The following is a 15621-nucleotide window of genomic DNA, read 5'->3' as shown; positions in this document are numbered from 1 at the left end:
AGCCCATACATCGCACCGCGCGCGACCGCATACGATCAGGCATCCGCCGCCGGCGGCAACCGCGGCAAGGCACGCTGCAGCACCGGCCGACGCGGCAGCAGCAACACGAAGCAGACCGATTCGCCCGGTGGCTGCGTGGACAGCTCCACCGAGCCCCCCAGCCGTTCCGCGATCCGCCGCACCAGATACAGGCCCAGCCCCGCGCCCGGCGCATGCCGCGCGTTTTCGCCACGGTAGTACTTCTGGAACAGACGCTCCCGTTCGGCGGGCGCGATGCGTTCGCCCGGATTGGCGACCTCCAGCCACAGGCGTTCGTCACTGCCGCGCACGCGCACGCGGATGGCCATGCCCTCGGGGCAATGGCGGTCTGCGTTGGCGATCAGGTTGCGCAATGCCACGCGCAACAGTCCGAGATCGGTGAGTAGGCCATCGTCGTCGGTGAGGAACTCGCAGAGCACCCGCTGCGACGGAAAATCCAGGCACAGCTCGGCCAGCAGCGCGCGCAGCGCGCACGGCTGCAGCCGCAGTTCCGACGCCGTCTCGCCCATGCGGTCGTCGGCGAGATACTCGTCCACCAGCGCCAGCAGCCGTTGCGCCGCGTCGCGGATGTTGCCGCAACGCGCGCGATTGCGTTCCGCCGGCGCATCCAGCTTGCGCGCCAACTGTTGCGCCGAGGTCATGATCACGGCCAGTGGCGTGCGGAACTCGTGGGACACCATCGCCACGAAGTCGCGTTGTTCCTGCGCGACCTTGCGTTCGGTCTGCAACAAGGCGCGCAGGTCGTCCTCCAGCGCCTGCCGCCGGCCGATCTCGTTGCGCAGCTCGGCGGTACGCAGCGTCACTTCGCGCTCCAGCACCAGGCCGTGCCGGCGTGCCAGTTCCACCGCGGCATCGGCATGCCGCCGTTCGCGCAGCCGGCGCTGCCGCTCGTACCGGGCGATGAGGAAGACGCTCAGCAGCGTCATGTGCAGCATGGTGCCGAACGTGGTGGCGTACTGGGTCCAGGCGTTGACCGGGACGAAGCCGAGGTTGCGCAGGAAACCCAGCATCACCCCCAGGTAGAACGGGAAGAAGGCGAGCACGAAGAACAGCGCCGGCCGATAGCGGCGCCACAGCAGGTGCACCCCCAACCCCACCAGCAGCACGATTTCCAGCAGCCCCAGCGTCTGCACCGGCCGCATGCCCCAGGCGTAGTGGCCCGCGAGCACGGCCACCGCGCCGCCGAACGCGACCGCCCATAGAAAACGCGTGCCCCAACGCACCAGACGCGGATGGAAGGCGCGCAGGTTCAGCTGCCGGCTGGCGACCTGGAACCCCACCGGCAGGCTGCAGGCGATGCTGATGCCCAGCAGGCTGTCGCTCCAGGCCATCGGCATGCCGGTGACCTGCTGCACCAGGCCGATCGACATCGCTTCGTTGAACACGCAGCCGCCGAGGTAGGCCACGAACAGGCCGCTCATGCGCGCACGCGTGGCCAGCCAGAACAGCACATGCAGGCACAGCAGCAGCAGATAGAAGCCGAAGTACAGGCCGAACTGCAGGCCTTCGCGCCGCGACTGGTTGTCGAACGGCAACCGTTGCCACACGTCCAGGCGCGTGACCAGCGCGTTCTTGCTGCGCAACCGCAGCAGCACCTCGTAGTCGCCAGCCTGCGAGGGCGCGAACTGGAACACCGGACTGCGATAGTCCACCGGCCAGTCGCGCCGCGGCACGCGTTCGCCGCTGCGCCCCAGCGCGCGCCAGGCGCCGCCGTCGCTGCGCACGTAGGCCTGCACGTCGTCGAGCAGGGCATTGCTCAATCGCAACATCCAACCGCCGGGCGGTACACTTTCGACATGAACAGGCAGGCGCAGCCACACCGGACCGTCGACGAATCCTGCGTTGAGCCCGGCGGGCAGCCGCGTCCAGCCGCGCGCGGCCGCGGCCTGCGCGGCGTCCAGGCGGCCCTGCGGGTCGTCCAGGCGTTGCAGGTAGCCGCTGGCATCGTGATGCGCCGCGGTCAGCGGCAACGCCGCGACCGGATGCGGTGCCGGTGCCGGTGTCGCGGCCAGGCCGACGCTCATTCCCACCAGCAGCCATGCGCCCGCCAGCCAGCGCCACCATTGCGCCATCATTCGCCATACCGCTCCGTTGCCAGCCGATGACGTTACAGCAAACCGCCAGGCGCGAGGATCCGCCGCCATGTCCGAGGTGATCCTGCTCGAGGACGAGCCGGTGCTGTGCGAGGAACTCGGCGAGTTCCTGCAGGACCTGGGCTACGTCGCCACATGCGTGGACAGCCTCGCCGGCTTCCGGGCGCGGTTCGATCCGGCGCACCACAGCATGGCGGTGATCGACGTGGGCCTGCCCGACGGCAGCGGCCTGGAGCTGGTGCGCGAACTGCGCCGCGCCGGCCATCGGCTGGGCATCGTGGTGTTCAGCGCCCACAACACCCCCAGCGATCGTATTGCGGGGCTGGAATTCGGCGCGGACCACTACCTGGGCAAGGGCATCGATCTGGACGAGCTGGCCGCGACCCTGGCCGCGCTCGGCCGGCGCCTGGCGCTGCCGCCACCGGCCGCGCGCTGGGTGCTGGAGCTCGCCGCCGCACGCCTGAACGTTCCCAACGCACCGCCGGTTCCGCTGTCGCGCCAGGATCTGCTGGTGCTGACCTGCCTGATGCGCCATGCCGGCGAAAGCGTGGGCCACCGCGAGATCGCCGAGGCGCTGGGGGTGAACTTTCTCGAGTACGACCGGCGCCGGCTGGACACGCAGATGTACCGGTTACGGCGCCGCGTCGAAGAGATCAGCGGGCGCGCATTGCCGGTGAAGACCCTGCGCAACAGCGGCTATTGCTTCCACGCCCCGGCCACGTTGGCGCCCTGAGCGCGACGCGGCGCTGCGTGCGTCGCCCACGCTTGCCCTGGGCTTTGGCCTTGGCCACCGCTGCGGGCGCGCCTCCGGCGTCGCCGTCAAGGCACTGCACCACAAACGAAAAACGCCGGCGATGCCGGCGTTCTTCGTTGCGCATCGACAGCGAGGGACTGCTCAGCCCTGCCACTTGCCCAGCGCGGCCAGGCCATTTTCCTTGGCGCGCTCGTACACCACCTGCTGCGCCTTGGCGAAATTGCCCTTCATGTCCTGCGCCCACAGCTTCAGCGCGGCCTGCTGCATGGCGCGGCCGTAGGAGAAGCTCAGCGGCCACGGCAGGTTGCCGAGCTGGTTCATCGCGTTGAGGTGCGCGGTGGACTGCTCGTCGGTCTGGCCGCCGGAGAGGAACACGATGCCCGGCAGGATCGCCGGCACGGTGCTCTTGAGGCACATCACGGTGGACTCGGCCACTTCCTCGACGCTGGCCTGCTCGTCGCAGTCCTTGCCGGCGATGACCATCGACGCCTTGAGGATGGTGCCTTCCAGGACCACGTTCTGCTCGTACAGCGCGCCGAACAGCGAACGCAGCGTGGCTTCGGTGACCTCGTAGCAGGTCTCGATGTCGTGGTCGCCGTCCATCAGCACTTCCGGCTCCACCATCGGCACCAGGCCCTGCTCCTGGCACAGCGCGGCGTAGCGGGCCAGCGCATGCGCGTTGGTCTCGATGCACACGCCGGACGGGATGTCCTCGCCGATGGTGATGACCGCACGCCACTTGGCGAAGCGCGCGCCGAGCTTGTAGTACTCCTCCAGGCGCGCGCGCAGGCCGTCCAGGCCCTCGGTGATCAGTTCGCCCGGCATGCCGGCCAGCGGATGCGTGCCCTTGTCGACCTTGATACCGGGGATGATGCCGTGCTCGGCCATGTACTTGGCGAACGGCACGCCATCCTTGGTCTTCTGGCGGATGGTCTCGTCGTACAGGATCGCGCCGGAGATGTGGTCGCTCAGCTTTGGCGTGGTCAGCAGCAGCTCGCGGTAGGCACGGCGGTTCTCTTCGACATTCTCGATGCCCACGCCGGCGAAGCGCTTGGCGATGGTGCTGGTGGATTCGTCGATCGCGATGATGCCCTTGCCCGGGGCGACCATTGCCTGTGCGGTTTCGGCAAGCTGTTCGATGCTCATACGGTTCCTGATGGCTGCAACGGGGGAACCCCCAGTATACCGGGCCGGCCTGCATGCATTCCGTTACCGGCGGCGTTGCAAGCGGTTACAGGCGTAGACCGCGCGTCTTCCCGGCATGTCAGCCAAGCGCATCCGTCATCGCATCACACGGCGCTGCTGCATCGGCCTGCGCCGCCTGCAGCGGCGCAACGTCCGCGGCCGGCACCTGCACAGGCGCGGCGTACGCCGCCGACGGCAGGGCGATGTCGAGCGCATCGAGCAACGGCCGCCAGTCGTCGGCGCTGCGCGCGCGGCGGTGCGCCAGCAACGCCGCATGGCGGCGCAGCCCCGGCAACTGCCAGCGCAGCTCGCAACAGACGCGATCCACTTCCTCGGCCGCCTCCGGTGCGGCGATCAGCCACGGCAGTTGCTCGACCATCTTGCCGGCGCCGGAATCGTGGATGGCCATGATGTGGCCCACGATCAGCAGCAGCAGGTGCTGCAGGGCCGCGCGCTCGTCCTCGCGCAGGTCGCCGCCGCGCTGCAGGCGCAAGGCTTCGTCGCGCGCCCGCTCCAGGCCGTCGAGCAAGGCCGCCACCACTTCGCGCAGGTGCTGCGGGTCGTGCGCCGACGCCGGCTCCGGCACGCAGTCGCGCAACCGCGCGGTCACCAGATCGACCACGTCGCGTGGGAACTGCCCCGGCACCACGCGCAGCGCGATGCGCATCCGCGCCAGCGCGTGCGCCTGCCCCTGCTCGCGCTCGAACAACGCATCCAGCGCTTCGGCGCAGGAGATCAGCCGCCCCAGGGGCGACAGCACCGGCGTGCCGACCGGATAGCCGGAGCCGTCGATGCGTTCGTGATGCTCGCGCGCGGCGGCGGCCTGCTGCGCCGAATACACGCCGGATTCGCCCAGCAGCGCCGCGCTGATCACCGGGTGCACGCACTGCATGCGCCACTGCGCGAAATCCTGCTGCGCCTCCGGCAGTTCCAGCACCGCCGGATCCACGTACATCTCGCCTAGGTCGTGCAGCAGCCCGACTTCCGCGGCTTCGCGCATCGCCGCGTCCGAGCGCGACAGCAGCGCCGCCAGCCACGCCACCAGCATCGCCACCCGGACCGCATGCGAGAACGCCGCCGGCCGGGTCTGGCCGAGCGTGGTCAGCAAGGTGCCGGGCGCGCCCAGCGTGCGGGCGCGAGCCAGCGCGGTCATGACCGGCTGCACCTCCTCGCTCAGCAACAGGCGCAGATGCGGGTGTTCGTCCAGTTCGCGCTGCGCGGCCAGTTGCACTTCGCTCGGGCGCAGTTCTTCGCAGAACGCCAGCGAGGATTCCAGCGGGCGCAGCAGGCGCCGCGCAATCAGGCGCTCGCGCAGGCCGGCGTTGATGCGCTGGCCCTTGGCGACCAGCAGGATGCCGCGGCGGTCGCGGATGTCCTCCGTGACCACCAGCTCGCGCGTGGCCGAGGCCTGGATCAGGTGTTCAAGGCAGTGCGTGCCGGGGCGCTCGGGCAGTTCCAGCCCGAGCTCGGCGTGCGCGCTCGTGGATGTCATGGGGGGTATCGCGCGATCAGGGAACGGTGGATGACGCGCCGTTCCATGCGCGATCGAACAGGGACTGCCGACGGTGCGGCGGCCTGGGCCGCCGCACCGCGTCCTTCAGAGTTCGCCCAGGCCGCTGGCGCGGCCATCCGGGCCGACCTCGAGCAGGCGCAGGGTGTTGGTGGCGCCGTGGGTTTCCATGTGCTCGCCGCTGGTGAACACCACGCGGTCGCCCGGCGCCAGCAGGCCGGCCTCGACCAGCACGCGGATCGCGCCACGCGCGGCCTCGCGCGGGGTCAGGCCGCGGCTGTCGAAGTTGATCGGGAACACGTCGCGCATCATCGCCATGTGCCGGCGTGCGCCGTCGTGGCGGGTCACCGCGAAGATCGGCGCCTTGGCGCGGAAGCGCGACAGGTAGCGCGGGGTGCCGCCGGATTCGGTCATCGCCACGATCGCCCGCACGCCCACGTGCTGGGACAGGAACATGGTGGCCATGGCGATGGCCTGGTCGGCGCGCTCGAGGTTGCGCGGGGCCATGCCGAAGTCGGTCTCGGTCTCGAACTGGCGCTCGGCACCCAGGCAGATGCGCGCCATCGCCTCGACTGCGCGGATCGGATAGGCGCCGGCCGCGCTCTCGGCCGACAGCATTACCGCGTCGGTGCCGTCGATCACCGAGTTGGCCACGTCCAGCACTTCGGCGCGGGTCGGGATCGGGCTTTCCACCATCGACTGCAGCATCTGCGTGGCGGTGATCACCACTTTGTTCTGCGCCAGCGATTCCTTGATGATCTTCTTCTGCAGGCCGGGCAGCTCGGCGTCGCCGATTTCCACGCCCAGATCGCCGCGCGCGACCATCACCACGTCCGAGGCCTCGACGATCTCGCTCAGGTTCTCGATCGCCTCGGTGCGCTCGATCTTGGACACCAGCGCCGCGTCGCAGCCGTGCGCGCGGGCGATGCGCCGCGCCTCGTTCATGTCCTCGGCGTTGCGGCAGAACGACACCGCGATGAAGTCGACGCCGATCTTGGCGACGATGCCGATCAGTTCCTTGTCGCGCTCGGTCAGCGCGCCCAGCGACAGGCCGCCGCCCTGCTTGTTGAGCCCCTTGCGGTCGGACAGCACGCCGTCGTTGAGCACGCTGGTGACGATGCGCTCGCCCTGCACCTCGACCACCTTCAGCTGCATCAGGCCATCGTCCAGCAGCAGGACGTCGCCCGGGGCCACGTCCTGCGGCAGGCCCAGGTAGCTGACCCCGACCTGGCTGGCGTCGCCCGGCGCGGCATTGGCGTCGGCGATCAGGTCGAAGCGGTCGCCGAGCTTGAGCGACACCTTGCCCTGGGCGAAGCGCTCGATGCGGATCTTCGGACCCGGCAGGTCGGCGAGGATGCCGATCTCGGCGCCGACGCGGGCCGCGGCGGCGCGCACTTCGGCGGCGCGCTTGGCCTGGCCGGACGGATCGCCGTGGCTGAAGTTCAACCGCACCACGTTGACGCCGGCGCGGAACAGATCCTCGAGCACGCCGGGCGGGTCGGTGGCCGGACCGAGGGTGGCGAGAATCTTGGTGCGGCGCTGGCGTTCGATCATGACGGCATCCTTGGAAAAGCGCTCAAAGCTAGCACACGCGCCCATCACACGGCATGGCATTTCGGCATAGACGCGCGCGCGGCCGGGCATAGCGAGCGGACAATGCGGGACAGTATGTGGTCATGCCGGGACCGCAGGCGCCGGCCCGCGGGCGTTGCAAGGGCGCGATCGCGGCGTGCGCCCCCCATGCGTGGTGCCCTCGCGTGCGCCGGACGCGCCGGCGCATGCAGGCCTCAGGCTGCGACGAGTGTCGGCAACTGCGCCGGCGTCTGCGCCAGGACATCGGCGCCGGCCTGGCGCAGTTCCTCGGCATCGCCGAAGCCCCACAACACGCCGATGCTGCGCATGCCGTGGTGGCGGGCGCCGTCGATGTCCATGCGCCGGTCGCCGATCATGCGGCACTGGGCCGGGACGACCGCGAGCCGCCGCAGCGCCTCGGCGATCAGGTCCGGCTTGGCCCGGCGCGCGCCGTCGTCGCTGGCGCCGACGACCTCCTCGAAGCGAGCGCCGAACGGCAACTGCTCGACGATGCGGCGCGCGAAGCGCTCGTTCTTCGAGGTCACCACCGCCAGACGGTGGCCGGCCGCGGCCACCGCCTCCACCGCTTCGCCGATGTCCGGGAACACCGTGTGCTCGCGCCAGCCGTGGCTGTCGTAGCGGCTGCGGTACACGGTCAGCGCCTGTTCCACCAGCGCCGCATCGCCGGCGAAGTGCTGCTGGAAGCTGTCGCGCAGCGGCGGACCGATCCAGGCGCGCAACTGCGCCGGGGTCGGCAGCGGCTGGCCCAGTTCGGCGAAGGCGTGGCGTAGGCTGCCGACGATGCCGGCCTCCGAATCGACCAGGGTGCCGTCCAGGTCGAAGAACAGGACGTCGGCGGCGCTCACGCGCCGCGCGCCTGCAGTGCGGCCACCGCCGGCAGGGTCTTGCCTTCCAGGAACTCCAGGAACGCGCCGCCGCCGGTGGAGATGTAGCTGACCTGCTCGGCGATGCCGTACTTGTCGACCGCGGCCAGGGTGTCGCCGCCGCCGGCGATGGAGAACGCCGGCGACGCGGCGATCGCCCGCGCCAGGGTCTCGGTGCCCTTGCCGAAGGCGTCGAACTCGAACACGCCGACCGGGCCGTTCCAGACCACGGTGCCGGCCTTGGCGATCAGCTCGGCGTAGTGCGCGGCGGTCTGCGGGCCGATGTCCAGGATCAGGTCGTCGTCGGCGACGTCGGTGACCGCCTTCACCGTGGCCTCGGCGTCGGGCATGAACTGCTTGGCCACCACCACGTCGCTGGGCAGCGGGATCGCCGCACCGCGCGCATTGGCATCGGCGACGATCTTGCGCGCGGTCTCGAGCAGGTCCGGCTCGCACAACGACTTGCCCACCGCATGCCCGGCCGCGGCGATGAAGGTGTTGGCGATGCCGCCGCCGACGATCAGCTGGTCGACCTTGTCCACCAGGTTGGACAGCAGCTCCAGCTTGGTCGAGACCTTGCTGCCGGCGACGATCGCCAGCAACGGCTTGGCGGGTTGCTCCAGGGCCTTGGCCAGCGCGTCCAGCTCCGCCATCAGCAGCGGGCCGCCGGCGGCGACCGGGGCGAACTTGATCACGCCATGGGTGGAGGCCTGCGCGCGGTGGGCGGTGCCGAAGGCGTCCATCACGAACACGTCGCACAGCGCCGCGTACTTCTTCGCCAGCGCCTCGTCGTCCTTGCCCTCGCCCGCGTTCATGCGGCAGTTCTCCAGCAGCACGATCTGCCCCGGCTGCACGTCCACACCATCGACCCAATCGCGCAGCAGCGGCACGTCGACGCCGAGCAGCGCGGCCAGGCGGATCGCCACCGGCTCCAGCGAGTCCTCCTGGGTCCACACGCCTTCCTTGGGCCGGCCCAGGTGCGAGGTCACCATCACCGCCGCGCCCTGCGCCAGCGCGTGCTTGAGCGTCGGCACCGAGGCCAGGATGCGCTGTTCGGAGGTGATCAGGCCATTGTCGATCGGCACATTCAGGTCTTGCCGGATCAGCACGCGCTTGCCGGACAGGTCGAGATCGGTCATTCGCAGGATGGACATGTAAGTGCTCGCTTTCGTGGGGTTGCAAAGGGAAAACCGCGCCATCGGTGCAGTATCGGCGTCGGCATCGGAACGCAAGGTGCACGACCGTCGGCCGATCGCCGCGCAGCGGCGAAACCGCCATTGTCCGGCGTCGGCCGCACAGCGGCAAATCGGTGCGGTGCGCTCCCGCGCGCGCGGCACAGCCTGCGCACCGTCGCCGCGGGATCGATCAGCCCGTGCCGTCGGCGGCGCCGGGTGTGCGCAGCAGGCTGAGCGCGAAGCCGACCACCAGCAGCGCACCGCCGACCAGCAGTGCCCACAGCAGCCAGGTCTTCCAGTCGCGCGGCGGCGCCGGCGTCTGCAACGCCGCCGCGCCGGCCAGCGGTTGCGCCGCGCCGAGGCTGGCGGTGGCCGGCGTCCAGTGCGGCCCGCGCTGGGCGTGCAAGGCCTGCAGCGCGGCGGCCAGCGGCGCCGGCGCACGCTGGGTGCGCGCACTGCCGGCGGCCAGCGCATAGGGCGGCGCGCCCTGCACCAGGAACACCAGGGTCTCCGGCTGGTAGCCCAGGCGCAGCGCCGGCCGCTGCCGGCCGGGGTCCTGCGTCGCGAGCAGCTGCCAGTAGCGATCGCGCACCGGCGCGGTCAACGCCTGCGGCGACGAGCGGCTGCCGCCACCGACCTGGTAGGCCAGCCACGCACCGGCGCGGTCCTGCCACGGCGCGTCGGCGCTGTCGCGGCTCTGCACGCGCCATTCGATCGCGTTGTTGCCGGGCAAGGCCACGTCGACGCGCGTCACCGGGTAACGCCCCGGCGAAACGAAGGCGTAACGATGCTGCGCGGGGTCGGTACTCACCGCGTCCAGTTGCTGCCAATGCCAGTCGGCGGCGACCGGCGCCGGCGCCAGTTCGGCCTCCACCCCGGTCAGCGGCGGCGCGCTGGCGCCGGCCAGCGGCAGCAGGCGCAGGTAGCGCACCTCGCGACCGATGGGAATGCGCAACTGCTGCAGCCGGTGTCCCTGGTTGGCCAGGTCGACCAGGGTCGCATCCGCCACCAGCACCTCCCAGTCGCGCAGATCGTCGCTGCCCTCGACCCGGTAGCGCGCCTGCTGCGGCTGCGCGGCGGCGGCCCATTGCAGCGCCAGCGCGCGCAGCGGCGCATGCAGCGCGCTGGCGTCCACCAGCCAGCCCGCGCCGGCATCGGCGTCACCACTGGCCACGCGGGTCTGGATACGGCGCACGCTGCCGTCGCGATCGCGTTCGGCGATCAGTTCCAGGTCCGCTGCGCGCCCGTCGCGCGAGGCCGGCAGCGCAAACCAAGGCAAGGGCTGCCGGCGCGGCGCGGTCTCGGCCTGCTCGGCGGCGAACAGCGCGGCCGGCAGCGGATCGCCCGCCGCGTTGAACACCTCCACGTCGCCCAGCGAGGCGCGCTGCGCGCTGCGGTACACCGCATCGTCGAGTTGCACGCGATAGGCACCGGCATCGGCGTCCTGCAGGGTCAGCGGCCACTGCTGGGCGTAGTCGTCGCGCTGGCTGGCGGCGAATGCGCACAGCGGCAACCAGGCCAGCCACAACGGGAACAGCACGCGTCGGATCATGGGAGGGCCTCCTCGGCCGGTTCGGCGGCGCGCGGCGGCGCCGGCGCCAGATAGCCGACGACGGTACACAACAGCCCGTAAGCGATGAACGAGGCGATACCGGCGACATTGCCGAGATTGCCGCGATCCACCAGCAACAGCTTGCCCAGCACCACCGCCATCAACACCGCGCCGGCCAGCCACAGGCCGCGTTGGCCGCGCCGCGAACCCAGCACCCAGCCCAGCACGCCCAGCACGCTCCAGACCACGGTCAGGCTGGTCTGCGCCACGCCATCGCCGAGCACGCCGTGCCACGGCACCGCCGCCCAGTGGTGCACCGCATGCAGGGTGACGCTGGTGATCCACAGGAAGCCGGCGCCGGCCAGCAGCTGCGTGCGCCAGGGACGCAGCAGCGCCGGCAGTTCCGGGCTGCGGGTCCAGCGCACGCCCAGCACCAGCAGCGCCAGTTGGGTCAGTTCCAGCGGGTTGAGCACCGGCACCCATGGCAAAGGGGCGCTGCCGCCGGGCTGGCCCAGGCTGTACAGCCAGGCCAGCGCGAGCAGGCCGAAGTAGGTGCTCTGCAGCGTACTGCGGCAGGGCGCGAACGCCGCCCCCAGCGGCGCCGCCAGCCAGGTCCAGCGCCACAGCGACAGCGCCGCGACCAGCAGCCAGGGCGCGATCAGCAGCATCCAGCGCCAGCCGGCGGCGAGGCCGCTGTGCAGCGCCAGCCAGCCGCACAGCAAGGTGGCCACGATCGGCCACACCAGCCACCACACGAACTGCGCCGCGCGCGCCACGCCGCCGCCACTGTCGCGCAGGCACAACAGGCTGCGCACGCCGAGCACGGCGTACAGCGCCCAGGCCCAGGCGCCATGCCCGGCGAAGGGTTGCCCATGCGCATCGGCCTGCCAGGCCGCCAGCGGCACCGCCAGCGCCAGGCCACCCAGCGTGGTCGCGGCCAACGCCGGTGCCGGCCAGCGCCGCTGCGCTTCGGCGGCAAGCCAGCCGCTGACCGCGACCCAGGCCAGCAACACGTCGGCACGCGCATCGGCGTCGACGAAGCGCAGGATCTCGGCGACGCCGATCCCGCACCACCAGGCCAGTCCCCACAGGTAGTAGCCCAACGCCGGCATGCCGACGCGCTCACGGCGGTAGCACCAGGCGCTGACGAAGCCGGCCAGGGCCAGCAGCAGCGCGCTCATGCAGGTGGCATTGACCACCGCCTGGGTGTCATGCGCCACAGCGTCCAAACCCACGGTGAAGCCGGACGCGGCCGCCAGCTGCAGCCCGGCGCCACTGAGCTGCGGCAGCCAGCGCCGCTGGCGCAGGCCCAGCCACACCAGCGCCGCGCCCTCCAGTGCGAACACGCTGGCGGTGGCCCGTGCGGACAGCGCCAACGGCACCGCCAGCGTCGCGAAACCCACCGCCAGTACCGCATACGCCTGCCCCAGCAGCGCGAAGCGCGCACGCCGGATCAGCGCCGCCGCCAGCAGCGCATAGAGTGCCGCCAGGCCCAGCGCGCACAAGGCCAGCGCCAGGCGGTCGCCACGCAGCAGCCCGGCCTGCAGCGAGAACGCGATCAGCGGCGTGCCGAACAACAGGCTGCCGTCGATCAGCGTGCTGCGCACAGCCGTCTGCCGTCGCGCGTAGAGGATCGGGATCAACAGATAGAAGGCGAAGAACAGCAGCAGGAACGGCTCGGTGCTGGCGAACTGCTCCGGTCGATACTGCAGCACGCCCCACAGCGTGCCGATGCCGAAGGTGAAGCCGAACCCGAGCAGGTTCAGCACCCGCCAGGGCCGGTACCAGGCGATCGCGAACACCGCCGCGTTGAGCAGCGCGTAGTAGGAGAACAGCGCGACGTGGTTGCCGCTGCCGGTGGACAGCCACAGCGGCGCCAGGAAGCCGGCCAGCGTGCCCAGCACCGCCAGCGTGCGCGTGTCCTGCGCCACCGCCAGCACGCACATGCCGGCGACCAGGGCGATGCTCAACGCCAGCGCCGCGCCGGCGGGGATCAGCCCGGACACCTTGAACGCGGCGAACACGGTCAGCAGCAACACGCCGATCGCCCCGCCCTGCAGGGCCAGGGCGAAGCTGCGCTTGCGTGAGCGCTGGCGCCAGCCGAAGGCGAGGCCGGCCAGCGACCCGGCGGCGATGCCGGCGTAGCGCAGCTCGATCGGCATGCGCAACCAGCCCTGGTCGCCGGCGTACTTGAGCAGCGCGGCGACACCGGCCAGCAGCACCAGCATGCCGATCTTGACCGGTACATTGCCCTCGGTGAACCAGCGTTTGATGCCGCCCAGCAACCGCTCGATCGGGTCCGGCCGGCGAGGCACGGCGGGCTGGGCCGGCGCGGCGGCGCGCGCCTGCGCCTGCTGCCGCTCGGCATGCTCGGCCGCGGCGGCCAGCGTGGCGAAATCGTCGGCTTGCGGCGGCAGCGGCAAGGGCGGCGGCAGTGGCGGCGGCGCGCCCGCGTCCTCCATCGCCTGATGCGGACGCGCGAGGTCGCGTGACACCTCGCTCGGCCAGGACTCGGCGGCAGCGTCGGGCTCGGCGGCGGCATCGGCTTGCCCGGTTGCGGCCGCGGCACCGGCCCAGGCCGTCGCAGGCGCCGCCGGGGCGGCCGCCATCCGTGCGACCTGCGCCTCCAGCGCAGCCAGCCGCTGGCGCAGGCGTGACTGCCCGACCAGCACCACGATCAACAGCACCGGCACCGCCAGCACCGCCAACACCACCAGCACGATCACCATCTCCATTCGACTCGCCTCTCCATCGCGGTGGCGCGGCGCCGGCGGCCGCATCCGGTGCCCGGCGGTGCCGGACCTGGCGCAGATGGTAGACGAGTTCGGCACCCGCATCGGCCCACGCGCGAGGCCGCAACCCAGGCAGGGCAAGCCTCGACGTTCCGACGAACGGTCTTCACATCACCCTCAAGTCAATGAATCGCCAGCCGCTACACCCCTTACCGCGTCGTCCGTCTGCTGTTCCCTCCCACCCCACCGGCAGCATGAATGAACCTACCCGCCCACCCCGCCGAAGCGGGGATCGATGACCATATCCGTGCCGTGGTCGGCCTGTCCGACCAGTTGCTCGGCCAATTGCGGCGCTCCTTGCAGGGCATCGACGCGATCAACCGCACCACCCACATGATCTCGATGAACGCGCGCATCGAATCGGCGCGGATCGGCGCCGCCGGACGCGGCTTCAGCGTCATCGCGCAGGAAATGGACGGGCTGTCGCGGCGAGTGGCCGAGGCCACCCAGGACCTGGACAAGGTCGCCGCGCGCACCAGCGCCGAGATGCGGCAGACACTGGGCCGGCTGCAGGACGACGTGCGCCGCACCCGGCTCAGCGAATTGGCGCTGAGCAACATCGACCTGATCGACCGCAACCTCTACGAGCGCAGTTGCGACGTGCGCTGGTGGGCCACCGACGCCGCGGTGGTGGCGGCAGCGCGCGCCGACAGCGATGCCGAAGCACTGGCCTACGCATCGCGCCGCATGGGTCAGATCCTGGATTCGTACACGGTCTACTTCGACCTGATCCTGGCCGGCAGCGATGGCCGCATCCGCGCCAACGGCCGGCCGCGGCAGTTCGCCTCGGTCGGCAGCGACGTTTCCGCACAGCCATGGTTCGAGCAGGCCATGCGCACCCGCAGCGGCGAGGACTTCAGCTTCCAGGGCGTGCATGCCAGTGCGCTGGCCGATGGCGAGCGGGTTCTGGTGTACGCGTGCACGGTCCGCGAGGGCGGCCGCGTCGATGGCCGCGTGCTCGGCGTGCTGGGCATCGTGTTCCGCTGGGATGCGCTGGCGCAGACCATCGTGCAGCGCACGCCGCTGTCCGAATCCGAATGGGGTCGCAGCCGGGTCTGCATCGTCGACGCACACGGCGAGGTGCTGGCCGACTCGGCCGGACGCATGCTGCAGGACCGGATCGACTTCGATGGCCGCGACGCCTTGTTCAAGCAGCCGCGTGGCGCCGTGCTGCTCGACCTCGACGGCCAGCCGCACTGCATCGCGCATGCCGCCTCGCCCGGCTACGAAACCTACCGCACCGGCTGGCATTCGCTGATCCTGCAGGCGCTGTAGACCGCAGGCGCCCCACCGCGTCTCGCGCAAAAGCGGCAGCGGATCACAGCGCACCGCGTGGCGTGTCGGCGCGGCTGTACGCGTAGCGGCGTGGCGCATCGTGCTGGTAACCGGCCAGCGGCATTGCAGGCAGGGCACGGGCGCTGCCTGAATGCCCCTACCCGCTGTATTGACGGCGTCATTTCGCCATGCCTAAGCTCGGTGCGCCGCGCTGAAGCCGTACCGACGCATCCTCGACGCGACCGGTGCCCTCTGGATTGCAGACGCCACTCCCCAGGTAAACGGACATGACCATGAAACCCTTTCGCACCCTGCTGATCTCGGCCATGCTGGCCGCGTCCTTCGCTGCTCCCGCCCTGGCCGAAAAGGTCGACAATCCGGAGCTCTACACCCCCGATGCGGTGAAGAAGAACATCGTGATCGGCAAGACCACCAAGGAGCAGGTGCGCGCGATCTATGGCGAGCCCACCTACGTCTCCAGGACGTCCGGAAAGGAAGGCGGCTACGAGAAGTCGTGGAGCTATCGCCCCAGCGAATCCCACGGCGAAAAGGCGCGCAAAACCGCCACCGGCCTGCTGAAGCGGATGCTGCCCGGTTACTACACCGGCCCGGCGATCAACGAGGCGCAGGAGCATGGTGTCGGCGCGCGCAACGTCAAGTCCTACGACCTGGAAGTGGAATTCGACGCCAAGGGCGTGGTCACCGATTACCAGCAGAGCGAAAGCAACGTCTCCAAGGACGCGCTGTAACGGCGAGCGGATGGCGGCGGCGCGGATCGTGCCACTTCCAT

At 70.8% G+C, this 15621-nt stretch carries 11 protein-coding genes; 3 read left to right on the top strand and 8 right to left on the bottom strand.

All coding sequences use genetic code 11. The annotated features are described in order from the left end of the window. Positions 1 to 35: 35 nt before the first annotated feature. The gene (locus M3U25_RS08415) at positions 36 to 2114 is read right to left on the bottom strand and encodes a sensor histidine kinase (RefSeq protein ID WP_355498463.1); all 2079 of its coding nucleotides are present in this window, start codon (positions 2112 to 2114) and stop codon (positions 36 to 38) included. 67 nt (positions 2115 to 2181) lie between these two features. On the opposite strand from M3U25_RS08415, the gene M3U25_RS08410 reads away from it, so the two are divergent. Further along, on the top strand, positions 2182 to 2865 hold the full coding sequence (locus tag M3U25_RS08410; RefSeq protein ID WP_355498466.1) for a response regulator transcription factor: 684 nt from the start codon (positions 2182 to 2184) through the stop codon (positions 2863 to 2865). Positions 2866 to 3027: 162 nt separating this feature from the next. Here M3U25_RS08410 and M3U25_RS08405 read toward each other — a convergent pair whose 3' ends face one another. The 7 genes from M3U25_RS08405 to M3U25_RS08375 all read right to left on the bottom strand — a co-directional run bounded on the left by M3U25_RS08405 (position 3028) and on the right by M3U25_RS08375 (position 13499). Further along, complete coding sequence (locus M3U25_RS08405; RefSeq protein ID WP_010341500.1) at positions 3028 to 4032, bottom strand: class I fructose-bisphosphate aldolase; 1005 nt, start codon at positions 4030 to 4032, stop codon at positions 3028 to 3030. A 118-nt stretch (positions 4033 to 4150) separates the two neighbouring features. Further along, on the bottom strand, positions 4151 to 5563 hold the full coding sequence (locus tag M3U25_RS08400; RefSeq protein WP_355498469.1) for an HD domain-containing phosphohydrolase: 1413 nt from the start codon (positions 5561 to 5563) through the stop codon (positions 4151 to 4153). A 105-nt stretch (positions 5564 to 5668) separates the two neighbouring features. Further along, positions 5669 to 7135: a pyruvate kinase gene (gene pyk, locus M3U25_RS08395; protein ID WP_026144035.1), complete on the bottom strand. Its 1467-nt coding sequence runs from the start codon at positions 7133 to 7135 to the stop codon at positions 5669 to 5671. 233 nt (positions 7136 to 7368) lie between these two features. Beyond that, positions 7369 to 8019, bottom strand: coding sequence for an HAD-IA family hydrolase (locus M3U25_RS08390; protein WP_355498472.1), 651 nt, complete (start codon positions 8017 to 8019; stop codon positions 7369 to 7371). Then, on the bottom strand, positions 8016 to 9191 hold the full coding sequence (locus tag M3U25_RS08385) for a phosphoglycerate kinase (protein WP_355498475.1): 1176 nt from the start codon (positions 9189 to 9191) through the stop codon (positions 8016 to 8018). The genes M3U25_RS08390 and M3U25_RS08385 overlap by 4 nt, the downstream gene beginning before the upstream one ends. 211 nt (positions 9192 to 9402) lie before the next feature. Beyond that, positions 9403 to 10761: a DUF3999 domain-containing protein gene (locus M3U25_RS08380; RefSeq protein ID WP_355498595.1), complete on the bottom strand. Its 1359-nt coding sequence runs from the start codon at positions 10759 to 10761 to the stop codon at positions 9403 to 9405. Then, positions 10761 to 13499 carry a DUF2339 domain-containing protein gene (locus M3U25_RS08375; RefSeq protein WP_355498478.1) on the bottom strand — a complete coding sequence of 913 codons (2739 nt, stop codon included), beginning with the start codon at positions 13497 to 13499 and terminating at the stop codon, positions 10761 to 10763. The genes M3U25_RS08380 and M3U25_RS08375 overlap by 1 nt, the downstream gene beginning before the upstream one ends. Before the next feature lie 255 nt (positions 13500 to 13754). Here M3U25_RS08375 and M3U25_RS08370 point away from each other — a divergent pair, with 255 nt between their 5' ends. Next, complete coding sequence (locus M3U25_RS08370; RefSeq protein WP_355498481.1) at positions 13755 to 14831, top strand: methyl-accepting chemotaxis protein; 1077 nt, start codon at positions 13755 to 13757, stop codon at positions 14829 to 14831. A 293-nt stretch (positions 14832 to 15124) separates the two neighbouring features. Then, a complete protein-coding gene (locus M3U25_RS08365; protein WP_234006595.1) occupies positions 15125 to 15580 on the top strand; it encodes a hypothetical protein in 456 nt (151 codons plus the stop codon). Positions 15581 to 15621 lie beyond the last annotated feature (41 nt).

The sequence above is a fragment of the Xanthomonas sp. PPL134 genome, from assembly GCF_040595915.1.
In the GTDB taxonomy this organism is placed as follows: domain Bacteria; phylum Pseudomonadota; class Gammaproteobacteria; order Xanthomonadales; family Xanthomonadaceae; genus Xanthomonas_A; species Xanthomonas_A indica.
This window is presented reverse-complemented; position numbering and strand designations above follow the sequence as displayed.